The organism is Halorubrum sp. Ib24 (genome assembly GCF_002252745.1).
Classification (GTDB): Archaea; Halobacteriota; Halobacteria; order Halobacteriales; family Haloferacaceae; genus Halorubrum.
The window spans coordinates 14,125-38,087 of the sequence record NZ_NHOX01000036.1; the positions used below are offsets into that span (position 1 = coordinate 14,125).

Annotated in this window: 24 protein-coding genes and 1 pseudogene; 20 read left to right on the plus strand and 5 right to left on the minus strand. The window is 69.9% G+C overall.

From position 1 onward, the window contains the following. Positions 1 to 17: 17 nt before the first annotated feature. From DJ82_RS09110 to DJ82_RS09135, 6 genes and pseudogenes are all read left to right on the plus strand, one after another. A complete protein-coding gene (locus DJ82_RS09110; protein WP_094581630.1) occupies positions 18 to 1,586 on the plus strand; it encodes a TrkH family potassium uptake protein in 1,569 nt (522 codons plus the stop codon). Between the two features lie 118 nt (positions 1,587 to 1,704). Beyond that, entirely contained in the window at positions 1,705 to 2,145 is a 441-nt protein-coding gene (locus tag DJ82_RS09115) for a universal stress protein (RefSeq protein WP_094581631.1), read from the plus strand. Further along, on the plus strand, positions 2,142 to 4,517 hold the full coding sequence (locus DJ82_RS09120; protein WP_094527721.1) for an amino acid permease: 2,376 nt from the start codon (positions 2,142 to 2,144) through the stop codon (positions 4,515 to 4,517). The genes DJ82_RS09115 and DJ82_RS09120 overlap by 4 nt, the downstream gene beginning before the upstream one ends. Positions 4,518 to 4,606: 89 nt before the next feature. After that, a pseudogene (locus DJ82_RS09125) lies at positions 4,607 to 5,446 on the plus strand (universal stress protein); the annotation flags it as partial. A 68-nt stretch (positions 5,447 to 5,514) separates the two neighbouring features. Next, positions 5,515 to 6,198: a TrkA family potassium uptake protein gene (locus DJ82_RS09130; RefSeq protein ID WP_094523037.1), complete on the plus strand. Its 684-nt coding sequence runs from the start codon at positions 5,515 to 5,517 to the stop codon at positions 6,196 to 6,198. A gap of 1 nt (position 6,199) precedes the next feature. Then, positions 6,200 to 7,894, plus strand: a complete 1,695-nt coding sequence (locus DJ82_RS09135; RefSeq protein ID WP_094523035.1) for a potassium transporter TrkG — start codon at positions 6,200 to 6,202, stop codon at positions 7,892 to 7,894. 58 nt (positions 7,895 to 7,952) lie between these two features. Here DJ82_RS09135 and DJ82_RS09140 read toward each other — a convergent pair whose 3' ends face one another. Continuing rightward, a complete protein-coding gene (locus DJ82_RS09140; protein ID WP_094523033.1) occupies positions 7,953 to 8,309 on the minus strand; it encodes a hypothetical protein in 357 nt (118 codons plus the stop codon). 122 nt (positions 8,310 to 8,431) lie between these two features. Between DJ82_RS09140 and DJ82_RS09145 the strand changes: the two genes are divergently transcribed. Next, complete coding sequence (locus DJ82_RS09145) at positions 8,432 to 10,132, plus strand: methylmalonyl-CoA mutase (RefSeq protein WP_094557278.1); 1,701 nt, start codon at positions 8,432 to 8,434, stop codon at positions 10,130 to 10,132. A 68-nt stretch (positions 10,133 to 10,200) separates the two neighbouring features. Here the strand turns inward: DJ82_RS09145 and DJ82_RS09150 are convergent, their stop codons facing one another. Beyond that, positions 10,201 to 10,437, minus strand: coding sequence for a hypothetical protein (locus DJ82_RS09150; RefSeq protein ID WP_094523029.1), 237 nt, complete (start codon positions 10,435 to 10,437; stop codon positions 10,201 to 10,203). Between the two features lie 110 nt (positions 10,438 to 10,547). Between DJ82_RS09150 and DJ82_RS09155 the strand changes: the two genes are divergently transcribed. The 4 genes from DJ82_RS09155 (at position 10,548) to DJ82_RS09170 (ending at position 15,011) form a co-directional block, all read left to right on the plus strand. Further along, positions 10,548 to 11,312 carry a phosphopantothenate/pantothenate synthetase gene (locus DJ82_RS09155; RefSeq protein ID WP_094581632.1) on the plus strand — a complete coding sequence of 255 codons (765 nt, stop codon included), beginning with the start codon at positions 10,548 to 10,550 and terminating at the stop codon, positions 11,310 to 11,312. Positions 11,313 to 11,462: 150 nt separating this feature from the next. Next, positions 11,463 to 11,912: an Lrp/AsnC family transcriptional regulator gene (locus DJ82_RS09160; RefSeq protein ID WP_094523025.1), complete on the plus strand. Its 450-nt coding sequence runs from the start codon at positions 11,463 to 11,465 to the stop codon at positions 11,910 to 11,912. A 103-nt stretch (positions 11,913 to 12,015) separates the two neighbouring features. Beyond that, positions 12,016 to 13,170: a DUF63 family protein gene (locus DJ82_RS09165; RefSeq protein WP_094581633.1), complete on the plus strand. Its 1,155-nt coding sequence runs from the start codon at positions 12,016 to 12,018 to the stop codon at positions 13,168 to 13,170. Positions 13,171 to 13,334: 164 nt separating this feature from the next. After that, the gene (locus DJ82_RS09170; protein WP_094523021.1) at positions 13,335 to 15,011 is read left to right on the plus strand and encodes a methylmalonyl-CoA mutase; all 1,677 of its coding nucleotides are present in this window, start codon (positions 13,335 to 13,337) and stop codon (positions 15,009 to 15,011) included. A gap of 9 nt (positions 15,012 to 15,020) precedes the next feature. Here DJ82_RS09170 and DJ82_RS09175 read toward each other — a convergent pair whose 3' ends face one another. After that, positions 15,021 to 15,335 carry a YbjQ family protein gene (locus DJ82_RS09175; RefSeq protein WP_094527725.1) on the minus strand — a complete coding sequence of 105 codons (315 nt, stop codon included), beginning with the start codon at positions 15,333 to 15,335 and terminating at the stop codon, positions 15,021 to 15,023. A gap of 77 nt (positions 15,336 to 15,412) precedes the next feature. Then, positions 15,413 to 16,216, minus strand: a complete 804-nt coding sequence (locus tag DJ82_RS09180) for a formate/nitrite transporter family protein (RefSeq protein WP_094523017.1) — start codon at positions 16,214 to 16,216, stop codon at positions 15,413 to 15,415. 120 nt (positions 16,217 to 16,336) lie between these two features. On the opposite strand from DJ82_RS09180, the gene mce reads away from it, so the two are divergent. After that, entirely contained in the window at positions 16,337 to 16,720 is a 384-nt protein-coding gene (gene mce, locus DJ82_RS09185) for a methylmalonyl-CoA epimerase (protein ID WP_094581634.1), read from the plus strand. Between the two features lie 36 nt (positions 16,721 to 16,756). Here mce and DJ82_RS09190 read toward each other — a convergent pair whose 3' ends face one another. Next, positions 16,757 to 18,928 carry a S9 family peptidase gene (locus DJ82_RS09190; RefSeq protein ID WP_094581635.1) on the minus strand — a complete coding sequence of 724 codons (2,172 nt, stop codon included), beginning with the start codon at positions 18,926 to 18,928 and terminating at the stop codon, positions 16,757 to 16,759. Between the two features lie 203 nt (positions 18,929 to 19,131). Between DJ82_RS09190 and DJ82_RS09195 the strand changes: the two genes are divergently transcribed. The 8 genes from DJ82_RS09195 to DJ82_RS09230 all read left to right on the plus strand — a co-directional run bounded on the left by DJ82_RS09195 (position 19,132) and on the right by DJ82_RS09230 (position 23,942). Continuing rightward, positions 19,132 to 19,827 (plus strand): cyclase family protein, encoded by a 696-nt coding sequence (locus DJ82_RS09195; RefSeq protein ID WP_094581636.1) that lies wholly within the window; start codon positions 19,132 to 19,134, stop codon positions 19,825 to 19,827. 81 nt (positions 19,828 to 19,908) lie between these two features. Beyond that, complete coding sequence (locus DJ82_RS09200) at positions 19,909 to 20,190, plus strand: 50S ribosomal protein L44e (RefSeq protein ID WP_004595867.1); 282 nt, start codon at positions 19,909 to 19,911, stop codon at positions 20,188 to 20,190. Positions 20,191 to 20,192: 2 nt separating this feature from the next. Next, positions 20,193 to 20,366: a 30S ribosomal protein S27e gene (locus DJ82_RS09205; protein ID WP_008004084.1), complete on the plus strand. Its 174-nt coding sequence runs from the start codon at positions 20,193 to 20,195 to the stop codon at positions 20,364 to 20,366. An 18-nt stretch (positions 20,367 to 20,384) separates the two neighbouring features. Continuing rightward, entirely contained in the window at positions 20,385 to 21,185 is an 801-nt protein-coding gene (locus DJ82_RS09210; RefSeq protein WP_094581637.1) for a translation initiation factor IF-2 subunit alpha, read from the plus strand. A gap of 28 nt (positions 21,186 to 21,213) precedes the next feature. After that, on the plus strand, positions 21,214 to 21,396 hold the full coding sequence (locus DJ82_RS09215; protein ID WP_094581638.1) for an RNA-protein complex protein Nop10: 183 nt from the start codon (positions 21,214 to 21,216) through the stop codon (positions 21,394 to 21,396). A 76-nt stretch (positions 21,397 to 21,472) separates the two neighbouring features. Further along, positions 21,473 to 22,225, plus strand: coding sequence for a proteasome assembly chaperone family protein (locus tag DJ82_RS09220; RefSeq protein WP_094581639.1), 753 nt, complete (start codon positions 21,473 to 21,475; stop codon positions 22,223 to 22,225). An 80-nt stretch (positions 22,226 to 22,305) separates the two neighbouring features. Beyond that, positions 22,306 to 23,472, plus strand: a complete 1,167-nt coding sequence (locus tag DJ82_RS09225; RefSeq protein WP_094581640.1) for a thiolase domain-containing protein — start codon at positions 22,306 to 22,308, stop codon at positions 23,470 to 23,472. Beyond that, the gene (locus DJ82_RS09230; protein ID WP_094581641.1) at positions 23,469 to 23,942 is read left to right on the plus strand and encodes a Zn-ribbon domain-containing OB-fold protein; all 474 of its coding nucleotides are present in this window, start codon (positions 23,469 to 23,471) and stop codon (positions 23,940 to 23,942) included. The genes DJ82_RS09225 and DJ82_RS09230 overlap by 4 nt, the downstream gene beginning before the upstream one ends. Positions 23,943 to 23,963 lie beyond the last annotated feature (21 nt).

A 23,963-nucleotide genomic window follows, 5' to 3' on the forward strand; every position in this document is an offset into this window, starting at 1 on the left:
ATAGCGATCCAACACACATGTCCTGGGGCGTCAACTGGAAGGCGAGCGTGGGGCTTCTCGGGGTCGGGATCAAGTACCTCGCCGTCACGATGCTGGTGCCGCTGGTCGTGGCGCTCGTGTACGGAGAGGACATCTGGGTGTTCCTCGTCTCGATGGCGCTCGTCGCCGCGATCGGGTTCGCGGTAGAGCGGGTCGACCCGGACCCGGACCTCGGGCCCCGGGAGGCGCTGCTTTTCGTCTCGCTCGCGTGGATCGCGGCCGCGGCGATCGGCACCGTTCCGTACCTGCTCGCCGGCTACGGGACGGCGTCGACGATCGGGCTCCAGGTCGGGTCGGTCGGCGCGTTCACGGAGTCGGTGATCAACGCCCTGTTCGAGTCGATGAGCGGGTTCACGACCACGGGCGCGACCGTCCTCGGCGAGATCAGCACCGACCGCCACTCCCACGCCGTACTGATGTGGCGACAGCTCACGCAGTGGCTCGGCGGCATGGGGATCATCGTCCTGATGATCGCCATCCTGCCGGAGGTCGCCGTCAACGGCGCCCAACTGATGGAGTCGGAGGCGCCCGGCCCCGAACTCCAGAAGCTCACGCCGAAGATCGCGGAAACCGCGCGCGCGCTCTGGCTGATCTACTTCGGCTTCACCGTGGTGTACATCGCCATCCTGTACGGGCTCCACCTCGCCGGGATGGCGCCGAACATGAACCTGTTCAACGCGATCGCCCACGGGTTCACCACCCTCCCGACCGGCGGGTTCTCGCCGCAGGCCGACAGCATCGCGGCGTTCTCGGCGATCGTGCAGTGGGTCGTCATCCCGTTCATGCTCATCGCCGGCGTCAACTTCGCGCTGTTCTGGCACGTGCTGCGCGGGGAGGCGGAGGTCATGCTGGAGAACGCGGAATTCCGTGCGTACGCCGGCGCCGTCGCGGTCGTGACGGCCGTTCTCGCGGTGATGCTGTTCCGCGGCGCGGCGCCGCCGATCGAACTGGGCGGTGCGACGCAGGGGGTGACCGAGAACTCGCTCCGGCAGGCGGCGTTCCAGATCGGGTCGCTGTTGAACTCCACCGGATACGCGACTGCCGACTTCGTGCAGTGGGACACCGACGCGCAGATCCTCCTGATGTTCGCGATGTTTATCGGCGGTTCCGCCGGCTCGACCGGCGGGGGCGTCAAGATCGTCCGGTGGCTCATCGTCGGGAAGGCGATCCGCCGCGAGCTGTTCACCACGGCCCACCCCGACGTCGTGCAGCCGGTTCGCCTGAGCGGAAGCGTCGTCGACGAGGACGCCATCCGCGGCATCATGGCGTTCACGCTGCTGTACCTCGTCCTGTTCGGCGTCTCGGCGGTGTTCCTTTCGCTGGACACCACCCGGGTCGGTATCCAGCTGACGATGCTGGAGTCGACGAGCGCCTCGCTCGCGACGATCGGGAATATCGGGCCGGGGTTCGGTCGGCTCGGCCCGTTCGGGAGCTACCTCTTTTTCCCCGACACGTCGAAGCTGCTGATGGTGTTCCTGATGTGGATCGGCCGGCTGGAGATCGTCCCAGTGCTCGCGGTGTTCATCTCGGCGATGGACGGCCGGTGACAGGAGGTCAAAAACTACAAGCGGTGCGTTTTCAGCGCCGAAAACAGCTTCTAACCGCGTTTAATTGCTCGGTTGTGCAGAGCGTATCTTCTTAACTGACGAGAGTATGAATGTGGGTATGACGAGCACCGACCAACCGGAGGGAGGAGGCCTACTCGATCACGTTCTCCTGCCAGTGGCTCACGAGGAGGACGCGATGTCGACGGCGCTGGCGCTGGAACCGTATCGACCGGAGCGGGTCACGGCGCTGCACGTCGTCGAGAAGGGCGACGGCGTCCCCGACAAGACGCCCGTCGAACAGTCCGAGGAACTGGCCGCAGAGTCGTACGATGCGGTCCGATCGGTGTTCCCCGACGCCGGCGAGCACACCGCCTACTCGCGGGACATCGTGGGCGCTATCTTCGACGCGGTCGACGAGGTCGATGCGAGCGCTATCGCCTATCAGTCTCGGGGCGGGAACCGGCTCGTCCAGTTCCTCTCCGGCGACCTCTCAGTGAAGCTCGTGACGAAGTCGCACGTGCCCGTCATCGCACTCCCGCGCGAGGGATCCACCGAATGAGCGACGAGGAGCTGGCCAAGGACCTCGGTCCCCTCGCCGCGCTCACGATCGGGATCGGGACGATGATCGGGGCCGGCATCTTCGTGCTCCCCGGGACCGCGGTCGCGCGGGCCGGTCCGCTCGCGGCGTTCACGTTCGTCCTCGGTGGCGTCATCGCCCTGTTCACGGCGCTTTCAGCCTCCGAGCTCGGGACGGCGATGCCGAAGTCCGGCGGCGCGTACTTCTACGTCAACCGGGCGCTCGGGCCCATGTTCGGCTCCGTCGCCGGGTGGGCGAACTGGCTCGGGCTCGCGTTCGCCTCCGCGTTCTACATGTACGGCTTCGGCGAGTACGTCAACGCGCTCCTCGGGCTCGGGCCGGTCGGGCTCGGCCCGGTGACGCTGGAGGCCGCCCAAGTGATCGGGCTCGCCGGCGCGCTGCTGTTCATCGCCGTCAACTACTTCGGCGCGAAGGAGACGGGCGGGCTCCAGATCGTCATCGTCATGTCGCTTTTGGGCATCCTCGCCGTCTTCACCGTCGTCGGGCTGCTGAACGCCGACATGGAGTCGCTGCGGCCGATCGCGCCGCCGGGGACGACGAGCCAGGTGCTCCCGGTGACGGGGATCATCTTCGTCTCGTACCTCGGCTTCGTCCAGATCACCTCGGTCGCCGAGGAGATCAAGAACCCCGGGCGGAACCTCCCGCTCGCGGTCCTCGGCTCGGTCGTGATCGTCACGGTCGTGTACGCGCTGTTCCTCGTCGTGCTGCTCGCGGCGGTCCCGAACGAGCTCGTCGCGAACAACGAGACCGCGGTGGTCGACGCCGCCCGCCTCCTCTTCGGCAACTACCAGGTGTTCGGCTTCTCGCTGGGCGCCGTCGGCGCCGGGATGCTCCTGATCGGCGGCCTGCTCGCGACCGCCTCCTCGGCGAACGCCTCGATCCTCTCGTCGTCGCGGATCAACTTCGCGATGGGCCGCGAGAAGATCGTCACGCCGAAGCTCAACGAGATCCACGATCGCTTCGGCACCCCGTACAAGTCGATCGCGCTCACAGGCGCGCTCATCCTCGTGTTCCTCGTCGCCGGCGGCGTCGAGTCGCTGTCGACGATGGGATCCGTGCTCCACCTCATCGTCTACGGCCTGCTCAACATCGCGCTCATCGTGATGCGCGAGTCGGGGGTCGAGGGGTACGACCCCGACTTCGAGGTCCCCTTCTATCCGTTCGTTCCGATCATCGGAACGTTGTCGTCGTTCGCGCTGATCATCTACATCGAGCCGACGATCATCCTGATCTCGTTCGGCCTCGTCGCCTTCGCCCTGCTCTGGTACCTGCTGTACGCCCGCCGGAAGGTGGAGGCGCGCGGCGTGCTGGGGGCGTGGATCCTCGACCGCTCCGACGAGCTGCCCAAGGCCGCCGTGTCGGCGGCCACGTCGGTCCAGCCGAGCGGCGACGACTACCGCGTGATGGTGCCGCTCGCGAACCCCGCGACCGAGGAGCACCTGATCACGCTCGCGTCGGCCATCGCCAAGCAGCGAAACGGGACGGTCGTCGCGGTCAACATCGCGAACGTCCCGGACCAGACGTCGCTGGAGGCCGCCCGCGACCGCGGCGCCCACGATGCGGCGCACAGTCTCCTCGATAAGGCCCGTGAAGACGCCGAGACGTTCGGCGTCGACGTGGAGACGCACGTCGTCCTCTCGCACCGCGTGTTCGAGGAGGTGTTCGACGCGGCCCGGACCTACGGCGCCGACATGACCGTCATGGGCTGGGGCGAGGACTCGCACGGGTCGCCCGGGCGCGCGGAGACGGCGGTCGACGAGCTCGCGCACTCGCTCCCGTCGGACTTCCTCGTGTTCCGCGACCGCGGGTTCGACCCCTCGCGGATCCTCGTGCCGACCGCCGGCGGACCGGCCTCGGACCTCTCCGGCGCGGTCGCCAAGATGCTCCAGACGGAGTTCGACGGCGAGGTCACGCTGCTGCACGTCGCCGACGACGAGAGCGCCGGACGGCGCTTCCTCATGGGGTGGGCCGCCGAGCACGACCTCGCCGACGCGACGCTCCGCGTCGAGAGCGGCGACATCGAGGAGTCGATCGAACGGGCCGCGCGCGACGCGACGATGGTTATCATCGGCGCGACTCAGAAGGGGCTGCTCTCGCGGCTGGTGAGCGGCTCGCTCGTGTTGGAGGTGCTCGAAGACGTGGAGTGTTCCGTGCTGCTCGCGGAGAAGCGCGACGACCGCGGCGTCTGGGCTCGGCTGTTCGGGAGCGGGGCACGGGAGAACGCCCCTGACGATGTCACGGCCGACGCCGCTGAGGCGGGCGACGCGACCGCCGAGGCGCGGGGTGACGGCGGGGTCGGACGGGCGGAAGCGGACGAACAAACGGAGGAGTAGCCGAACGGAGAAATGAGCGAACCGGACCGACGAGCGAACGGGCGCCCCCCGAGGACATAGCGACCGTGTTCGGGACGGCGAACGGGTCCGGAAAGGACGGGCCGACGGTGATGGTCGCCGTGTCGAACCCGCGCACGGAGAGCGCGCTCGTCACGCTGGCCGGCGCGATCGCGAGCCACGAGGGCGGTCGCGTGCTCGCGACGCACATCGTCACCGTTCCGGACCAGACGTCGCTGGAGAAGGCGGCCGAGAACCGGACCGGGCTCGACGACTCGTCCGAGGAGCTGTTGGCCGCCGCGGCCGCGGACGCCGAGGCGTTCGACGTGCCGATCGAGACGAAGACGATCCTCTCGCACCGCGGGATCGAGGAGGTGTTCGACGCCGCGCGGACGAACGACGCCGACACCGTCGTGATGGGCTACGGCGGGACGCGGTTCGCGGGTGGGCGCGCCGAGGGCTCGCTGGAAGAACTCACCCACGACCTCCCGTGCGACTTCCTCGTCTTGGACGGGGAACGGCTGGACCTCTCGAGGGTGCTCGTGCCGACCGCCGGCGGTCCCTCCTCCGACCTCTCCGCCGAGGTCGCGAGGGCGCTCCGAGACGAGATCGACGTGGACGTCTCGCTGCTGTACGTCGTCGACCCGGGAGACGAGGCGGCCGGCCGGGAATTCCTCACCGACTGGGCGGCGGGCCACGGCCTCGGCGACGCGGAACTGCGCGTCGAGACGGGCGGCGTCGAGGAGACGATCGGTCGCGTCGGCGAGGAGTACGACCTCGTTATCGTCGGTGCGACCGAGCGCGGACTGCTCTCGCGGATCGTCCGCGGGTCGCTGGCGTTCGAGACGATAGAGACGCTCGACACCCCGGTGCTGCTCGCGGAGCGGCCGTCCTCGCGGTCGCTGTGGGAGCGGCTGTTCGGCGGGCGCTGAGGGCGGGGTCCCGCGCCTCTCGGCGGATTGCGGTAGGCTTTCGGTGGTCGCTCCTGAACCGCTGACACATGTATCTGATCGTCGTGGGCGCGGGCGATATCGGGACGCCGCTCGTCAAGCTCGCGACCGAGAGCGGCAACGAGGTCGTCGTGATCGAGCGCGACGAGGAACGGGCGGAGCGGGCGTCCCGGGGGTACGACTGCCTCGTCATCAACGACGACGCGACTTCGAAGGAGACGCTGCTCGACGCCGGGGCCGATCGCGCGGACGCGCTCATTTCGACGACGGATCAGGACGCGACGAACATCATGGTCTGTCTGCTGGCGCAAGAGCTGTCGGTGCCGAACATCGTCTCGGTCGTCCACAACCCCGAGCACATGAACGTGTTCGAACAGATCGGCATCAACACGATGCAGAACCCGCAGAGTCTGATCGCGGAGTACCTCTACCGAGCGGTGAGCCGACCGTCGGTCGTCGACTTCATGCACATCGGCGAGGAGGCGGAGGTGTTCGAGATCACCGTCGGTCCGGACGCGCCGATCGCCGGGAAGACGCTGCGCGAGGCCGACGAGGCGGATCTCATCGGCGGCGAGACCCTCATCATCGCCGTCGAGCGCGACGGGGAGGGGACGCCCATAACCCCCCGGGGCAACACGCGTATCGAGGCCGGCGACCTGCTCACGGTGTACTCGGGAGAGGGCGCGACGCCAGAGGTGACGGACGTGTTCGGCCACCAGGAGGACCACGACTGAGATGTCCGAGCGGAACGGCGGCCGGCTCCCGACCGACCTGGGAGTCATCGCCCGCGACGTCGGCTCGCTCCTCCTGATGGAGGCCGGGCTGATGACGGTCACCGTTGTCGTCGCCCTCGCGTTCCGGGAGTTTCACGCCGCCCTCGGCTTCCTCGTCGCGGGCGGCGCGACGGCCCTCGTCGGCGGGCTCGCGAATCGGCGGTTCGCCGACGCCCCAGACCCGAAGATGAAACACGGCATGGTGATCGCCGCCGGCGGGTGGCTCATGGTCGCCGTCTTCGGGGCGCTCCCGCTGTTCCTCACGGCGTGGCTGACGCCGTCCGCCGTCATGGACGCGTTCGTCCCCGCCGCCGCGGACACGGCCTCGTGGGAGCCGATCGCCGTCGGAGGGACCACGACGGTCTCCAGTCTCGCCTACTTCCGCGACCCCCTGCATGCCCTCTTCGAGAGCATGAGCGGCTGGACCGGGAGCGGGCTGACGATGGCCGTCCACGAGCCGTCATTGCCGCGGGCAGTGCAGTGGTGGCGGTCGTTCATCCAGTGGGTCGGCGGCGTCGGCGTCATCGTCCTCACCGTCTCCATCCTCTCGCGTCCGGGAAGCGGGAGCTACGCGCTCTACAGGAGCGAGGCCCGGGAGCAGAAGATCCACCCGAGCGTCGTCTCGACGGTCCGGACGGTCTGGAAGCTCGTGGTCGGCTACACCCTGCTGGCGTTCGCGATGCTGTTCGTCGCGATCCGAGCGAGCGAGAGCGACTACGCCGAGTCGCTCTCGCTCGGCGAAATCGCCTGGCAGGCGCTCAACCACGCCATGACCGGCCTGACGACGGGCGGGTTCTCCGTCACCGACAACTCGATCGCGACGTACGGCTCCCCCCTGGTCGAGGTCGTGCTGTTGCCGATCATGGTCCTCGGCGCGATCGCGTTCCCGGTCCACTACGTCGTGCTCAGGGACCGGAGCGTACGCGAACTGGTCGCAGACCTCCAGACCAGGTGGCTGTTCGCGCTGCTCGGGGCCGGCGTCGCCGTGCTCGCGATACAGAACGCCGCGTCCGTTCCGGTCGCCGCCGGCGCGTTCGCGACGGAGTCGTTCCTCTCGTTCCCGGTTCCGCTCCTCGACGGCGCGGGGCTCGACGCGGTCCGGGACTCGGCGTTCCAGTGGATCAGCGCGCTGACCGCCACCGGCTTCCAGTCGGCGCCGATCGGGAGCTGGGTCGCGGGCGCGAAGGTGTTGGTCGTCGTCGCGATGGTGCTCGGCGGCGCCGCCGGGTCCACGGTCGGCGGGATCAAGATCATTCGTGCGTACACGGCCGCTCGCGGAATCATCTGGCAGTTCTCCCGCGTGTTCCTCCCGGGCAACGCCGTCGTCACCGCGCGCATCGGCGACCGCACGCTGGACCGCGAGACGATGGAGCGGGAGTTCAGCGAGGCCGCCATCGTCACGCTGCTGTGGGTCGTCGCGCTCGTCGTCGGGAGCCTCGTGCTGGTCAACGTCGCCGGCTCGGAGTTCGGCTACGCCGACGCGCTGTTCGAGGTCGCGAGCGCACAGGGGAACGTCGGGCTCTCGTCCGGGATCACCGGCCCGTCGATGTCGCCGGCGGCGGAGGCGATGTTCCTCTTCCACATGTGGATCGGCCGCCTGGAGATCATTCCGGTGCTCGTGTTCCTCCGAGCCGGTATCTGGGGGCTGAACCCGTGACCGGCTCGACGCCGACGGTCACCGCCGGACGGCGATCGAACCCACAGCGCGGTCGGGGTCACTCCCCATCGGCGTTCACGCGACCGATGAACGACCAGTGGGTCTCGTGAGTTCCGTTCGGAAGGGTCTCTTCGGTGACGTGGTAGAGGTACGGCCCGTGCGGACAGTCGTCACAGCCCTCCTGACAGGAGTACTGTTTCACGACTTCGGTGTATCCCTCGTGTTCGGTGACGCGCAGGATGTCCTCGCCGGCCTCCGCGTCGACCGGGAGCTCCGTCTCCTCGTGGTAGTGCAGCAGCTCCTGCGCGTGGACGATCGCCTTACGGAGCTCCTCCGGTGTGCAGTTTTTCAGCTGCTTGACGAGCTTCGGCGGTAATCCTTCGGGCGGCGTCGGGGACTCCGATGGGTCGGTCATGGGTGGGGATTGACTCCGAGCCCTCATAACGGTCGGTGGCGATTCGGACCGCCGGCGAATCCGGCCGGCCGCGCGGCAAATTGTAATGAATATTTATATGAGTCCGGCGGGTAGCGGGCGGCATGTACGACGACGAGGAGCTCTCCGAAATCCGCGAGGCCAAGGAGTCGTGGGAGGCGGAGACGCTCGACCCGACCCTCGACCGGCACGGCGAGCGGAACGAGCGGTTCGCGACGGTGTCGAACCACGAGGTCGACCGGCTGTACACCCCCGCGGACGTGGCCGACCTCGACTACGGCGAGGACCTCGGCTTCCCCGGCGAGGAGCCGTACACCCGGGGCGTCTACCCGACGATGCACCGCGGCCGGACGTGGACGATGCGGCAGTTCGCGGGGTTCGGCACCGCCGAGGAGACGAACGAGCGCTTCCGCTACCTCATCGACGAGGGCCAGACCGGGCTCTCGACCGCCTTCGACATGCCGTCGCTGATGGGGCTCGACTCCGACGACCCGATGTCGCTCGGCGAGGTCGGCAAGGAGGGCGTCGCCGTCGACACGCTCCGAGACATGGAGGTCCTCTTCGACGGGATCGACGTCGGCGAGGTGTCCACCTCCTTCACCATCAATCCCAGCGCGCCGGTGATCTACGCGATGTACGTCGCGATCGCGGACCAGCAAGGGGTCCCGCGCGAGGAGCTTCGGGGCACCCTCCAGAACGACATGCTGAAGGAGTTCATCGCGCAGAAGGAGTGGGTGATCCCGCCGGAGCCCTCCCTCGACCTGGTGACGGACACGATCGAGTTCGCCGTCGACGAGACCCCTTCGTTCAAACCGATCTCGGTGTCGGGGTACCACATCCGCGAGGCGGGCTCGACCGCGGTCCAGGAGCTCGCCTTCACCCTCGCCGACGGGTTCGCGTACGTCGAGGCGTGTCTCGACCGCGGGCTCGACGTCGACGCGTTCGCCCCGCAGCTCTCCTTCTTTTTCAATTCGCACAACTCGATCTTCGAGGAGGTCGCGAAGTTCCGCGCCGCCCGTCGGATCTACGCGCGGATCATGGACGAGTGGTACGGCGCCGAGGCCGACGCCTCGAAGCAGTTGAAGTTCCACACCCAGACCGCGGGCCAGTCGCTGACGGCCCAGCAACCCCTGAACAACGTCGTCCGCGTCACGCTACAGGCGCTGGCGGGCGTCTTGGGGGGAACCCAGAGCCTCCACACCAACTCCTTCGACGAGGCGCTGGCGCTCCCCTCCGAGCGGGCCGTGCGGGTCGCGCTCCGCACCCAGCAGATCATCGCGGAGGAGTCGGGCGCGGCCGACATCGTCGACCCGCTGGGCGGCTCCTTCGCGGTGGAGGCGCTCACGGACGAGGTGGAGGCGGAGGCGACCGCGTATATCGAAGAGATCCGAGAGATGGGCGACGGGTCGGTCCGCGACGGGGTGCTCGCCGGGATCGAGCAGGGGTACTTCCACCGCGAGATCCAGCAGGCCTCCTACGAGTACCAAGAGCGGGTCGACGAGGGCGAGGAGACCGTCGTCGGCGTCAACGCCTATCAGGTCGAAGAGGACACGGAGCCGGACCTGCTCCGGGTCGACGAGACGACCCGGGAGCGCCAGCTCGACCGGCTCGAGTCGGTGAAGGCGGAGCGCGACGACGACGCGGTCGACGCCGCCTTGGACGACCTCCGCGACGCGGTCGACGCCGGCGAGAACGTGATGCCCGCGATCGTCGCGGCGGTGAAGGCGTACGCGACGATGGGCGAGATCATGGCGGTGTTCGAGGCGGAGTACGGGACGTACCGCGAGCGTATCGGGGTGGCCTGAGCGGGGAAAAAGCGGGGACGTCGAAGCGGACGGACCGACCGCGCGCGAAGCCGCATCGATCCGCCGCGTTACGCCGGATCGACCGGCCGCGCGGACTCCGCGCACCACGCGTTGCCCCGGCGACCAGCGCGCCGCAGGTCGAGCTCGACGACCGTGCCGGCGTCGAGCGACGACAGCTCGGCCTCCACGTCGGGATCGTCGTACTCGACGACGTACAGCGTCCCGTTCCGGGGGTATTCACGGAGCGTGATCGCCCCGTGGTCGTTGCACGCGTCCACGATCGTGTACTTGCCAGTGCGATCCATCCCGTGTGGCGCTACGAAGTAACCCATGTTAACGTTTGTGCGTACGGGTACCGGAGCCACACGGTGGCCGCGAACGGTCCACTTTAATCGGCGCGCCGCCTCGCTCCGGTATGACGGAGACGGAGGTCCCGGAGGACCACCCGCGGTACGCCTCGCTCGTGACGCGCCACCGGATCGAGGAGGGGGTGAAGAAGGGGATCACATCGAAGCAGGGACTCATCGCCCAGGGACGCGCGGAGGCCTTCGACTACCTCCTCGGCGAGCGGACCCTCCCGAGCGCCGACCGCGCCGCGCGCGCCGCCGCGGCGACCCTGCTGGCGGCCGACCGTCCGGTGATCTCGGTGAACGGCAACGTCGCGGCCCTCGCCCCCGCGGAGACGGTCGCGCTCGCCGAGGCGGTCGACGCCGACCTGGAGGTGAACCTCTTCAACCACACCGACGAGCGCGTCCGGCGCATCGCCGACCACCTCCGCGAGCACGGCGCCGACCGGGTCAAGGGCATGGCCGGCGACGGGGAGATCCCCGGGCTGTCGCACGCTCGCGGCGTCGTCGACGCCGACGGGATCGAGGCGGCGGACGTCGTGGTCGTCCCGCTGGAGGACGGCGACCGCGCGGCGGCGCTCGACGCGATGGGGAAGACGGAGATCGTGGTCGACCTGAATCCCGGGAGCCGGTCGCCGCGGACCGCGGACGTTCCGATCGTCGACAACCTGATCCGGGCGGTGCCGAACGTCGCGTCGCACGCGCGAGACCTCGCGGACGCGTCTCACGAGGAGCTGCGGGAGATCGTCGACGCGTTCGACGCCGACGAGGCGCTCGCGGCGGCGGAAGCGGCCATCCGAGAGGGGTCGTTCGAGACTCCGGCCGAGGCGTAATCGGACGGAATCCCGCCCGAGACGTACTCAGACGAATCGCCTCGGGCGGAGATCGGCCGCCCGGCGAGTGGCCGGAGGTGTTGAGAATACAACCCGTAGCGACGCCGAAACGCCGGAACTGAAAAGTCCGCTCCCGACGTAGGCCCGGCCATGGAACTCGACGAGACGGACCGCGCCATCCTCAGGATCCTCCAAGAGGACGCTCGGACGCCGTTCTCGGAGATCGCGCGGCGGATCGACATGTCGAGCGCGACCGTCCACGACCGAGTGGGGCGGATGGAGGAGGCCGGCGTCATCGAGGGGTACCACGCGGAGGTCGACCCCAAGGCCGTCGGTTACGGCGTCAGCGCGTTCGTCGGACTCCGCATCGAGCAGGGACGCGAGGAGGACGCGCTCGACCGGCTCCGCGACATCGACGGCGTCAGCGAGATCCACCTGACGACCGGCAAGTGGGACGTCATCTTGCGCGTCGTCGCCGCCGACACCGACAGCCTCCGCGATCTGATGTTCGACGAGATAGCGGAGATGGACGGGTTCTCGCGGTCGCAGACCATGATCATCCTCGGCACCGACTTCGAGGCCGACGGCCCGCCGATCTGAGCGGGACGCCGCGCCGCGTCGCGCCCGCCGGGACCCGTCGCGGACGACGACGAGTCGAGCCGGGACCGGAACGCTCAACTCGGGAACACTCCGAACGGGAGTCATGAGCACACCGGTCGCCGGACGGATCAGGCAGTCTCCGGAGCGGGCGTGGGCGGCGGTCGTCGGCGGGGTCGCGCTCCTGCTCGCGGTCGGATCGGTCGTCTTCCCGCGAGCCGTGTACGATCGGTTCGTCTGGCGGTACTTCTGGGGACCGGTCGTCGCCGACGGGCAGGGGGCGCAGTGCGCCGTCCGGGACGCTGGCGGCACGGAGTTGCTCGGGGGCTCGGGCGCGTGTCAGGCCGCCGTCGACGCTGGGGAAGTCGTCGCGTTCCCGGGGTACACCACCGTCTCGACGGTGAGCTACGTGGTCGTTCTGCTCGGGATGCTGATCGGCGTCGTCTTCCTGCTCCGCCGGTTGGATATCGGCGACGAGCTGCGGTTCTTCTACGCGCTGTTCCCGTTCATGCTGCTCGGCGGCGCGCTCCGCACCGTCGAGGACTCGGGGGTCGCCGCGGTCCGCGCCGGCACGGAGCCGCTGATCCCCTTCCCCGCGAGCGCGGTGCTGATCAGCCCGTTCATCTACTTCACCGCGTTCGGCGTCACCCTCGCCTGCGTCATCGCGGCGTACGCGCTGGCGGACCGCGGGGTCGTCGACGACTACGCCCGACCGCTGTTCGCGATGGGGACGCTCGCGCTCGCGGCCTCGCTCGGCTACCTCTCGTACCTCGCCGCCGCGACCGACTACGTCGAGTTCTACCCGCAGGTGCTCGCGCTCACGCTGCTCCTCGCGACCATCTCGACGGCGGCCACCTGGAAGCTCGCGACCGCGTACGAACCGACGGTCCGGCAGGGGACGGGGGCCGCGGGGATCGTCATCATCTGGGGCCACGCGATCGACGGCGTCGCCAACGTGATCGGGCTCAACTGGATGCCGGCGCTGACCGGGACCGCGAACCTCGTGCCGAAACACGTCGTCAACGCGCTGATCGTGAACTGGACCGGGCGGCTCCTCCCGGACTCGGTCCTCGCCGTCACCGGCGACGCGTGGCCGTTCCTCCTCGTCAAGCTCGCGGCCGCGACGTTCGTCGTCTGGGTGTTCAACGGCGAGATGTTCGAGGAGTCGCCGCGCTACACGCTGATGCTGCTCATCACCGTGCTGGCCGTCGGGCTCGGACCCGGGACGCGGGACATGCTCCGAGCCACCTTCGGGGTCTGAGTACCGGAGGCCGACCCGTCTGACCCCGCCGGTCGCGTCGTCGCCGGCGGTCCGCCCCGGTCGCAGGCGGAGGGGTTCTCCCTCGCCCCGTCGCCGTCGTCGAACTGTCGGCGTTACGCCATTCCCGAAAAGGGTTAAGTCGCGTTCGGACGACTGGTTCACTAATGTACGATCCTGAGGAACTGGCCGAGATTCGGGAGGCCAAGGAGTCGTGGGAGTCCGGGACCTACGGCGAGACGGTCGACCGGTTCGGGGAGCGCAAGGAGACGTTCACCACCGACACGGGCGGCCAGGAGGTCGACCCGCTGTACACCCCCGCCGACGTCCCCGACCACGATTACCGCGAGGACGTCGGGAACCCGGGCGAGGAGCCGTACACGCGCGGCGTCTACTCGACGATGCACCGCGGCCGGCTCTGGACGATGCGCCAGTACGCGGGGATGGGCACCGCCGCGGAGACGAACGAGCGGTTCAACTACCTCATCGACGAGGGCTCCTCCGGGCTCTCGATGGCGTTCGACCTCCCGACGCAGATGGGGTACGACTCCGACGCCGCGATGGCCGAGGGCGAGGTGGGGCGCTCGGGCGTCGCCATCGACACCCTCGACGACTTCGAGACGGTCTTCGACGGGATCCCCTTGGACGAGGTGTCGACGTCGATGACGATCAACGCCCCCGCGGCCGTCCTCCTCGCGATGTACGTCGCGATGGGCGACGAGCAAGGGGTCCCGCGCGAGGAGCTCCGGGGCACCATTCAGAACGACATCATGAAGGAGTACATCGCGCGGAACCTCTACATCTACCCGCCGAAGCAGTCGATGCGGCTGATCACGGACATCTTCGACTTCTGCGCCGCGGAGACCCCTAGTTTCAACACGATCTCCATCTCGGGGTACCACATCCGCGAGGCGGGCTCGACCGCGGCCCAGGAGGTCGCGTTCACCCTCGGCGACGGCATCGAGTACGTGCAGGCCGCGATCGACGCCGGCCTCGACGTCGACGAGTTCGCCCCGCAGCTCTCCTTCTTCTTCAACGCCCACAACAACGTCTTCGAGGAGGCCGCGAAGTTCCGCGCCGCCCGGCGCATGTGGGCGAAGATCATGGAGGAGCGGTTCGACGCGGAGAACCCCAAGTCGAAACAGCTCAAGTTCCACACCCAGACCGGCGGCTCCACCCTCACCGCCCAGCAGATCGAGAACAACGTCGTCCGCGTCGCGTATCAGGCGCTCGCGGCCGTGTTGGGAGGGACCCAGAGCCTCCACACCAACGGGAAAGACGAGGCGCTCGCGCTCCCCACCGAGAAGTCGGTCCGCACCGCGCTGCGCACCCAGCAGATCCTCGCTCACGAGTCCGGCGCGGCCGACACGATCGACCCGCTGGCCGGGTCGTACTACGTGGAGAGCCTCACCGACGGGATCGAGGAGGAGGCGTTCGAGATCCTCGACGAGGTCGACCGCCGCGGCGGAATGTTAGAGGCGGTCGAGAGCCAGTGGGTCCAGCGGCAGATACAGGACGTCGCCTTCGAGCGCCAGCGGGAGGTCGAGGAGGGAGAGCGGATCATCGTCGGGGTCAACGAGTACGCGGTCGACGAGGAGCCGGAGATGGACCTCGAAGAGGTGGACCCCGAGCAGGAGCAGAACCAGCGCGAGCGCCTGCAGGAGGTGAAGGCCGACCGCGACGACGACGCGGTGGCGGACGCGCTCGGGTCGCTTCGCGAGGCCGCGCGGGGCACCGAGAACGTGATGCCGCACGTCGTCGACGCCGTGAAGGCGTACGCGACGGTCCAGGAGATATCGGACGTGTTCCGCGACGAGTTCGGCGAGTACAAGCCGGGGCGGTAGGGCGGCGACCTACCGAAGCCGCACCGCGGTCCCGTACGCGAGGATCTCCGCGCCGCTGTCGGCGATCGAGGAGGTCGTGTACCGGACGTTGATCACGCCGTCGGCGCCGAGCGCCTCCGCCTCCTCGATCATGCGGTCCTGCGCCTGATCCCGGGCGTCAGTCATCAGCTCGGTGTACCCCTTCAGCTCGCCGCCCGCGAGGTTGCGGAGGCCCTGCGTGATGTCGCGGCCGACGTTGCGGGCGCGGACCGTGTTCCCGCGGACGAGCCCGAGCGTCTCGATCACTTCCTTGCCGGCGATCGATTCGGTGTTGGAGAGCTCCATGTGAGGCCGATTCGTCGACCACCGGTATAAATCTCGACGACGGTCGACCGCTCCGGCCACCGCCGCGCCGCCGGTCCTCAGTCCGCGCCGCGGACGACGTGACCGTACTTCAGCAACGCGACGAACACCGCGCCGCCGAAGGCGTTGCCGACCGTCGACAGCACGAGGAACCCGACGTAGTCGGACAGCGAGATCGCGTCCGAGACGATCAGCCCGAACAGCACCTCGACGTTGCCCGCGATCGAGTGCGGGAGGTGAAGCAGTCCGATCGTCCCGGTGACGATCAGCACGAGGAGGATTCGGGCGGTCGTCTCCTGCGCCGCCGTCACGAGCCACGCCAGCAGGCCCATTAGCCAGCCGGCGAAGACCCCGCCGACGAACAGCCACGGGAGGTCGTGGTCGACGAGCTTCAGGGCGATGGTCTCGAACGACTCGGGATCGACGACGCCGAGCTCCGGCATCAACAGGGTCACGAGCAGGGTGAACAGCAGACCGCCGGCGAGGTTCCCGACGTACACCCACCCCCAGAGCCGGCCCAACTGCCTGACCGACGCCTGCCGATCGAGCACCGGGATCACGGCCAGCGTCGTGTGCTCGGTGAACAGCTCCGAGCGGCCGAGGATGACGAACATGAACCCGATGGAGTAGACGCTCGCCAACAGCAGTTCGGTCCCGAGGTCGCCGAAGCTCCCCGGCGAGAGCGTCAGGATCACCGCCATCATCAGCGGGCCGAACCCGATGTCGAGCCCCGCCGACAGCCCGGAGAGCAGCAGCCCCGAGCGCTCCCGATTCATCTCGTGGAGCGCGCTCTCGAGCAGCGAGCCGAGGATGTTCCGCGACGTCATCTGCTCCGTCGCCGCGTCGGTCTGTGAGTCGCTCACTGGTAGAGTCGATCCTCGATTCCCGCGGGGCCTACCCAAACCTTTTGATTCCGGTGAGCGGAGCGAGGGACCCGACCGTCGCTCGGTTCTTATAAGTCGGCGGCGCCGGATCCGAGTCGTATGCGATTCGATCACGTCGGCGTCGCGACGCGCGACGCCGCCGACCTCGCGGACCTGTTCGAGGGCCTGCTCCACGCGCCGATCGCGCACGAGGAGACGTTCGACGGGATGGACGTCGTCTTCCTCGAACTCGACGGCGGCTACTTCGAACTCCTCGAGCCCGACGACGGCGACGCGATCGCCGGCTACCTCGACCGGGAGGGGCCGGGGATCCACCACGTCGCGCTCGCGACCGACGACCTCCGCGGGGCGCTGGACCGCGCCCGCGACCTCGGCGTCGACCTCGTCGACGAGGAGCCGCGTCCGGGAGCGTGGGGCCACGAGGTCGCGTTCCTCCATCCGCGGTCGACGGGCGGGGTACTCGTGGAGTTCGTCGAGCACTGAGCCCGAAGGCCCCTCTGCGGCGACGCCGACCGCGGTTCAGTCGCCGCCGTCCGCCGCCGAGTCGTGCGTCTCGTACCAGTCGAGGATCTTCTCCAGCCGGTGGATCGCCCGGTCCGGGTCGCCGATGTTGTGGTGCTCGTCCGGGTAGACGACCAGCTCGGCGTCGACCCCCTGCTTCCGGGCCGCGACGTACAGCTGCTCGGACTGGGAGGGCGGGCACCGCCAGTCCTCGCCGCCGGCCATCACGAGCAGCGGCGTCTCGATGCTCCCGGCGTCGAGGATCGCGGTCGACGCGTCGTACGCCTCCGGGTTCTCCCACGGGAGCCCGTACTCGGCCTCGAACCACGTATGGGTGTCGTCGGTGCCGAACGCCGACCGGAGGTCGTAGATGCCGTGCTCCGGCGCGGCGGCGGCGAAGAGGTCGGGCTCTCGGGTGACGAGGAACCCCTGCGCGATCCCGCCGTACGAGAAGCCGTGACCGAACACGCGGTCGGGGTCGACCCAGCCCCGGTCCGCGAGCGACGCGACGCCCGCAGCGATGTCGTCGACCTCGGCGGTTCCCCAGGCGCCGGTCAGCTCCGCGGTGAACTCCCGGCCGCGGGAGGTGCCCCCGCGGTAGTTCGGTCGGAACACGAGGTACCCCCGGCTGGTCAGCGCGGCGTGCGCGAAGCTGAACACGGGCTCGTCGTACGACATCGGTCCGCCGTGGATCGCGACCACGAGCGGGTGGTCGCCCCCGGTCGGCTCGATCTCGGGGTCGTGATACACGACGCCGTCGAGCGTCCAGCCGTCCGACTCCCACCCGACGCGCGTGGCCTCCGGCATCGCGAACTCGTCGATCAGCGACTCGTTGACCGCGGTGAGCCGCAGGAACGAGTTCGGTTCCGTCTCCGAATCGAGGTCGTCGACGTCGACCGCGTACAGGTCGGATCCGTCGATCGGGTCCGAGAGGATCATCACCGACGTCGACCCGTCGGCCGAGACGTCGAAGCCGGCCAGCGCGCGGTCGCGGCCCTGCGCCGCGAAGACGCGTTCGACGGAGCCGTCGGTCTCCACGCGGACCAGCCGCGTGTGGCTCTCGTCGGCGATCGGGACGTATATCGCGCCGTCGACCCAGCGCGGCGCGCCGCCGCGGGCGACCGTCCGGTCGAGGTCGACGGTGAGAGAGGCGACGCTCTCGGCGTCCCCCTCGCCGTCCGCGTCGCCGTCGACGAGGTACACCTCGGCCGGCGCGGGGGGGTCGTCGGGGTCGCTCGCGACCGTCACCAGCTCGCCGGCGCCGGGGCGCCACGTCGGGACGCCGTGAGAGCGGTCGCCGCCGGTGAGCCGCTCGGCGTCGCCGCCCTCGGGCGACACCGCGTAGACGTCGCGGACCGTGGTGTCGTCGGGGCGGTCGAGCCGGCAGGAGGTGAACGCGATCCGGCCGTCGTCGCCCCAGTGAGGGTCCATCCCGGTCACGTCCTGGAAGGCGCCGCCGCCGTACGCGTCGTCGAGCCGGCGCGGGTCGCTCTCGGGATCGTCGAGGTCGACGACGAACAGGTACGGCGTCACCTCGTCGGTCCAGCCGACGCCGTTCAGCTTGTGCTGGAGGCGGGTCGTCTCGATCGGCCCGCCCTCCTCGCGCACTTGGTCGAGGTAGTCGGTCTCCTCGTCGGTCGGGTCGCGCGACTCGATCGCTAGCCGGTCGCCCGACGGCGACCAGTCGAAGTCGGCGACGCCCTCGACGCGCTCCGTGACCTGCCGCGCGTCGCCGCCGAGCGCGAGGTCGAACAGCCACACCTGCGGCTTGGGCTCGTCGTCGCCGGGCGCGCCCTCGCCCTCGTCGTCGCCCGCCTCGTCGTCCTCGCCGGACGCGTCGTCGCCGGACGCGCCGTTCTCGTCGTCCGCCGTTTCGGCCTCGTCTCCGTCGCTCTCCTCCTCCCGGTCCCGCCAGCCGACGCGCCGCTCGGCGTCGCGGTCGCGGGCGGCCACGAACGCGAGGCGGTCGCCCTCGGGGCCCCACGCCGGAGCGGAGGCGCCGGACGCGCTCGTCAGGCGGTGCGGCTCGCGGGAGCCGTCGGTCGGGACGACGAACAGCGAGGCCACGGCCTCGTCCTCGCGCTGGTCGTACTCGGTGGCGGTGAAGGCGACGCGGTCACCGGAGGGAGAGACGGCGACCTCGCCGGTCTGCGTCAGGTCGTAGTAGGCGTCGAGCGGCAGTTTCGACATGGACGCACCGAACGGCGGCCGGAGGAAATACGTTCTGGCCGCGGAAGTCGGGGGAGGCGCCGGCGGTCGGAGAACGGCGCCACCGGCCGGACAACGGCGTCGGCGCGATCGAGAAACGAAGCCCGCGGTCGACGGACGGTGCCGCCGGGGCCGGGCGCCCGTTCGCCCGCCCTTTTAAGCGTCGCCGCGTCCCACCCCGACCCGTGTTCCGCGACCTCTCGCGACCGATCGAGACGGGGATGCCGACCTACCCCGGCGACCCCGAGGTGACGCTCGCGCCCGACGCGACCCACGAGGCCGACGGCTACGCGACGAGCGAGCTCCGGACCGGCACCCACGCCGGGACCCACCTCGACGCGCCGCGCCACACGCTCTCGGAGGGAGCGACCGTCGAGGAGGTCGACCCGGGTCGGTTCGCGTTCGACGCCCGCCTCGTCGACCTCCGGCCGCTGAGGGCGCGGGAGGCGATCACGGCCGATGCGCTCGAGAACGAGGCGAGGTTCCTCGGGGACGGAGGGGACGCGGTCGATCTCGGAGTCGACCTCCTCGTCCTGCGGACCGGTTGGGCCGCCCACTGGGGGAGCGACCGGTACCGCGACCACCCGTACCTGACCGAGGCGGCCGCGGCGCGGTGCCGAGACCGGGGCGTCGGCGTCGGCGTCGACGCGTTCGGGCCGGATCCGACGCCGACCGCGGCGAGGACGAACGTCGCGCCCGCGAGCGACGAGCCCGACGGCACGCCCGCTCACGACGTCCTCTTAAAAGAGAGCCTCCCGATCGTCGAGAACCTGTGCGGGCTCGAGGGGCTCCCGGCGCGGTTCCGGCTGTACGCGTTCCCGCTCCGGCTGCGCGGCGGGGACGGGTCGCCGGTGCGGGCCGTCGCGGAGTGGGAGGCGTGAGGAACCGATGATCGCCGGCCGGGAGACAGACCAAACCCGTTTTAAGCGTCGGCGACGAACCGCGACTCAAGGTCGATATCCATGGAGATGCCACGTCGTTTCAACACGTACTGTCCACACTGTGACTCGCACCACGAGCACGAAGTGGAGAAGGTTCGATCGGGTCGGGCGACCGGAATGAAGCGAGACGCGCGCCAGCGGCGCCGCGCGCTCGCGACGATCGGCAACGCCGGCGGGTACTCGAAGGTGCCCGGTGGCGACAAGCCGACCAAGAAGACCCACCTGAAGTACCGCTGCGGCGACTGCGGCAAGGCCCACATGCGTGAGGGATGGCGCGCCGGCCGGCTCACGTTCCAGGAGTAAGCATGGCGGGAAGCTTCCACCGCGTCGCCTGCGGCGACTGCGAGAACGAACAGGTCGTCTTCGGCAAGGCCTCCTCCGTGGTGTCGTGCGCGGTCTGCGGCACGACGCTCGCGACCCCGACCGGCGGGGAGGCGGAGCTCCACGGCGAGATCGTCGAAACCGTTGAGGCGCGGTAACCGCCTCACCCACCCCGTATGAAGTACAGCGGCTGGCCCGAACCCGGCGAGCTGGTGGTCGGCGACGTCGACGAGATCGCCGACTTCGGCGTGTTCGTCGACCTCGACGAGTACGAGGACAAGCGCGGCCTCTGTCACATCAGCGAGGTCGCCTCCGGTTGGATCAAGAACGTCCGCGACCACGTCCGCGAGGGACAGACGGTCGTCGCGAAGGTGCTCGAGGTCGACGAGTCCGCGAACCAGATCGACCTGTCGATCAAAGACGTCAACGAACACCAGCGGAAGGACAAGATACAGGCCTGGAAGAACTCGCAGAAGGCCGACAACTGGATGCTGATCGCGCTGGGCGAGGACGTCGACGACGACCGCTACACCGCGGTCGCCAACGCGCTCCTCGCCGAGTACGACTCGCTGTACGACGCCTTCGAGGCGGCGGCCATCAGCGGCGACGAGGCGCTCGAAGGCGTCGACGTCGACGACGACGCCCGCGAGGCGATCGTCGAGGCGGCCCGCGACAACGTCTCGGTGCCGTACGTCGAGGTGACCGGCTACGTGGACCTCGAGTCAACGGCCCCCGACGGCGTCGACGACGTGAAGGCCGCGCTGGAGGCAGCCGAGGGCAACGGCGAGGTCCCGGACGGCGTCGACTTGGAGGTCGGCTACGTCGGCTCGCCCGAGTACCGTATCAAGGTCCGCGCGCCCGACTACAAGACGGCCGAGGACCAGTTGGAAGCGGCCGCGGCCCGCGCCCGCGAGGAGATCGAGGGACGCGGCGGCGCCGGCGACTTCCACCGCGAGCGCCGCGAGGACGACGAGTAACCCGGCGGTAGTCCCCGCTTTTCCACCCGTGAAATCCGACATCCGCGTCTGCGCGAACTGGGAGACGACCCACGATCGCCCGGTGTACACGCTCGGCGACCGCTGTCCCGACTGCGACGGCCCGACCGCCAACAGCGCGCCCGCGCCGTTCAGCCCGGAGGACCCCTACGGCGAGTACCGGCGGCGGGCGCGGCGGCGGAACTCGGAGTAGGCCGTCGGACGGCCGTCCGGCTCTCGCGCCGCCGGAATAGCCACCCTCTTGTGACCGCCGCCCCGACTAGTCCGGTATGGACGACATCGAGATCGACGAGGTAGCGACGCCGGAGCTCGACGACCCGGTGCTCATCGAGGGGCTTCCGGGCGTCGGCCACGTGGGGAAGCTGGCGGCGGAACACCTGTTAGAGGAGTTCGACGGGGAGCTGGTCCGCCGCGTGTACACCACGGAGTTCCCGCCGCAGGTGAGCGTCGACGGCAACGGGGTCGCGGAGCTGACCTGCGCCGAGTTCCACGCCGTCGAGACCGACGGCGCCGACCTGCTCGTGTTGACCGGCGACCACCAGGCCGGCTCGAACAAGGGGCACTACACGCTCACGACGACGTTCCTCGACGTCGCCGAGGAGTTCGGCGCGACGCGGGCGTACGCGCTCGGCGGCGTGCCGACCGGCGAGCTCGTCGAGGAGTACACCGTGCTCGGCGCGGTCTCCGACGCCGACCTCGTCGAGGGGTTGGAGGACGCCGGCGTCGAGTTCCAGCCCGACGAGCCGGCCGGCGGGATCGTCGGCGTCTCCGGGCTCGTGCTCGGGCTCGGCGGCCGCCGGGGCTTCGACGCCGCCTGCCTCATGGGCGAGACGAGCGGCTACCTCGTCGACCCCAAGAGCGCCCGCGCGGTGCTCGAGACACTCGAGGCGGTCCTCGACTTCTCGGTCGACTACGAGAGCTTAGAGGACCGCGCCGAGGAGATGGAGGAGGTGGTCGGGAAGATCCGCGAGATGCAGGACGGTCCCGCGGTGCCCGACGACGACCTGCGGTACATCGGGTAGGACGCGGTCCGACCGGCTTTTTATACAGAGCGACCGCGCCTTCCGGCAGCGATAAACCGGACCCCGATTATCGTTCAGGTATGACCGACGCACGCGTCGCCGGAGTCGGGCTCACGCGCTTCGGGAGCCACGCGGACCGCGCGGGACGCGACCTCTTCGCGACGGCCGCGGAGCGCGCGTTCGAGGACGCCGGCGTCCCGCGAGAGGACGTCGAGGAACTGAACTACGGGAACTTCATGGGGGCGCTCGCCGAGCACCAGGGCCACCAGGCGCCGCTGATGGCCGAGGCCGCCGGCGTGCGCTGTCCCGCGACCCGGTACGAGTCGGCGTGCGCCTCCGCGGGCGTCGCCGTCCGCGAGGCCGTCCGGACCGTCGCCGCGGGCGACGCCGACGTGGTCCTCGCCGGGGGGATGGAGCGCATGACGAACCTGCCGACCGCCGAGGTGACGGAGGGGCTCGCGATGGCCGTCGACGACCTCTTCGAGGTCCGGTCGGGCGTCACGTTCCCCGGCGCGTACGCCCTGATGGCGACCGCCTACTTCGAGGCGTACGGCGGGGAGCGACGGGACTTGGCCCACGTCGCCTCGAAGAACCACGCGAACGCGCTCCCGAACGAGTACGCGCAGTACCGCCGAGAGGTGTCGGTCGACGAGGCGATGGACGCCCCGCCGGTCGCCGAGCCGCTCCACCTCTACGACGCCTGCCCGATCACCGACGGGGCGAGCGCGCTGGTGCTCGTCTCCGCGGAGTACGCCGCGGAACACGACGTGGACGCCCCCGTCGCCGTGACGGGCACCGGCCAGGGGACCGACCGGATGGCGCTCGGCGACCGCGAACACCTCGCTCGGACGCCGGCCGCCGACGACGCCGCCGACGCCGCCTACGCGACCGCGGGCGTGGGTCCCGAAGACGTCGACGTCGCCGAGGTCCACGACTGCTTCACTATCGCCGAGGTGCTCGCCACGGAGTCGCTCGGGCTCTTCGAGGCCGGCGAGGGGATTTCCGCGGCCCGCGAGGGGATCACGACCGCCGACGGCGGCCTCCCGGTGAACCTCTCCGGCGGCCTGAAGGCGAAGGGGCACCCGGTCGGGGCGACCGGCGGGTCCCAGATCGCCGAACTGACGCGGCTGCTGCGGGGAGACCACCCGAACAGCGAACACGTCCCCGACGCCGAGGTCGGCGTCGCGCACAACGCGGGCGGGACCGTCGCCAGCGCGGTCGTCCACGTGCTGGAGGTGGCGGAATGAGCGACGACGGCGCGGGCGAGGACGGCGACGCGGGGAGCGACGGCGGCGACGCCGGCGGGACCGTCCCCGCGCCGACGCCGGTCACCGACGCCGATTACGGCGACTGGCTCGACGCGCTCGCGGCGGGCGAGGGGTACGCGCTCGTCTGCCCCGACGGCCACGGGTCGCTCCCGCCGCGGCGGATCTGTCCGGACTGCGGGTCGGACGCGCTCTCCCGGGCACCGCTCGCGGAGACCGGGCGCGTCGAGACGTTCAGCGTCGTCCACGTCCCCTCGCCGCGGTTCGCGGACGACGCCCCGTACGTCACCGCGGTCGTCGACCTCGGGCCGGTCCGAGCGACGGGGGTCGTGCGCGGCGTCGACCCCGAGGGCGACGCGGTCGAGGTCGGACTGTCGGTGACGGCCGGCGTCGAGGAGCGAGCGACGGACGGGGAGCCGCTGGTCGCGTTCCGGCCGGTCGACGGCGAGTAGGAGCCGCGGATCCGCCCGCCC

What these genes read in the sequence shown, in the direction of transcription:
- DJ82_RS09110 (WP_094581630.1), top strand. Translation starts at nt 18, where the DNA reads ATGTCCTGGGGCGTCAACTGGAAGGCGAGCGTGGGGCTTCTCGGGGTC.
- DJ82_RS09115 (WP_094581631.1), top strand. Translation starts at nt 1,705, where the DNA reads ATGACGAGCACCGACCAACCGGAGGGAGGAGGCCTACTCGATCACGTT.
- DJ82_RS09120 (WP_094527721.1), top strand. Translation starts at nt 2,142, where the DNA reads ATGAGCGACGAGGAGCTGGCCAAGGACCTCGGTCCCCTCGCCGCGCTC.
- DJ82_RS09130 (WP_094523037.1), top strand. Translation starts at nt 5,515, where the DNA reads ATGTATCTGATCGTCGTGGGCGCGGGCGATATCGGGACGCCGCTCGTC.
- DJ82_RS09135 (WP_094523035.1), top strand. Translation starts at nt 6,200, where the DNA reads ATGTCCGAGCGGAACGGCGGCCGGCTCCCGACCGACCTGGGAGTCATC.
- DJ82_RS09140 (WP_094523033.1), bottom strand. Translation starts at nt 8,309, where the DNA reads ATGACCGACCCATCGGAGTCCCCGACGCCGCCCGAAGGATTACCGCCG.
- DJ82_RS09145 (WP_094557278.1), top strand. Translation starts at nt 8,432, where the DNA reads ATGTACGACGACGAGGAGCTCTCCGAAATCCGCGAGGCCAAGGAGTCG.
- DJ82_RS09150 (WP_094523029.1), bottom strand. Translation starts at nt 10,437, where the DNA reads ATGGATCGCACTGGCAAGTACACGATCGTGGACGCGTGCAACGACCAC.
- DJ82_RS09155 (WP_094581632.1), top strand. Translation starts at nt 10,548, where the DNA reads ATGACGGAGACGGAGGTCCCGGAGGACCACCCGCGGTACGCCTCGCTC.
- DJ82_RS09160 (WP_094523025.1), top strand. Translation starts at nt 11,463, where the DNA reads ATGGAACTCGACGAGACGGACCGCGCCATCCTCAGGATCCTCCAAGAG.
- DJ82_RS09165 (WP_094581633.1), top strand. Translation starts at nt 12,016, where the DNA reads ATGAGCACACCGGTCGCCGGACGGATCAGGCAGTCTCCGGAGCGGGCG.
- DJ82_RS09170 (WP_094523021.1), top strand. Translation starts at nt 13,335, where the DNA reads ATGTACGATCCTGAGGAACTGGCCGAGATTCGGGAGGCCAAGGAGTCG.
- DJ82_RS09175 (WP_094527725.1), bottom strand. Translation starts at nt 15,335, where the DNA reads ATGGAGCTCTCCAACACCGAATCGATCGCCGGCAAGGAAGTGATCGAG.
- mce (WP_094581634.1), top strand. Translation starts at nt 16,337, where the DNA reads ATGCGATTCGATCACGTCGGCGTCGCGACGCGCGACGCCGCCGACCTC.
- DJ82_RS09190 (WP_094581635.1), bottom strand. Translation starts at nt 18,928, where the DNA reads ATGTCGAAACTGCCGCTCGACGCCTACTACGACCTGACGCAGACCGGC.
- DJ82_RS09200 (WP_004595867.1), top strand. Translation starts at nt 19,909, where the DNA reads ATGGAGATGCCACGTCGTTTCAACACGTACTGTCCACACTGTGACTCG.
- DJ82_RS09205 (WP_008004084.1), top strand. Translation starts at nt 20,193, where the DNA reads ATGGCGGGAAGCTTCCACCGCGTCGCCTGCGGCGACTGCGAGAACGAA.
- DJ82_RS09210 (WP_094581637.1), top strand. Translation starts at nt 20,385, where the DNA reads ATGAAGTACAGCGGCTGGCCCGAACCCGGCGAGCTGGTGGTCGGCGAC.
- DJ82_RS09220 (WP_094581639.1), top strand. Translation starts at nt 21,473, where the DNA reads ATGGACGACATCGAGATCGACGAGGTAGCGACGCCGGAGCTCGACGAC.
- DJ82_RS09225 (WP_094581640.1), top strand. Translation starts at nt 22,306, where the DNA reads ATGACCGACGCACGCGTCGCCGGAGTCGGGCTCACGCGCTTCGGGAGC.
- DJ82_RS09230 (WP_094581641.1), top strand. Translation starts at nt 23,469, where the DNA reads ATGAGCGACGACGGCGCGGGCGAGGACGGCGACGCGGGGAGCGACGGC.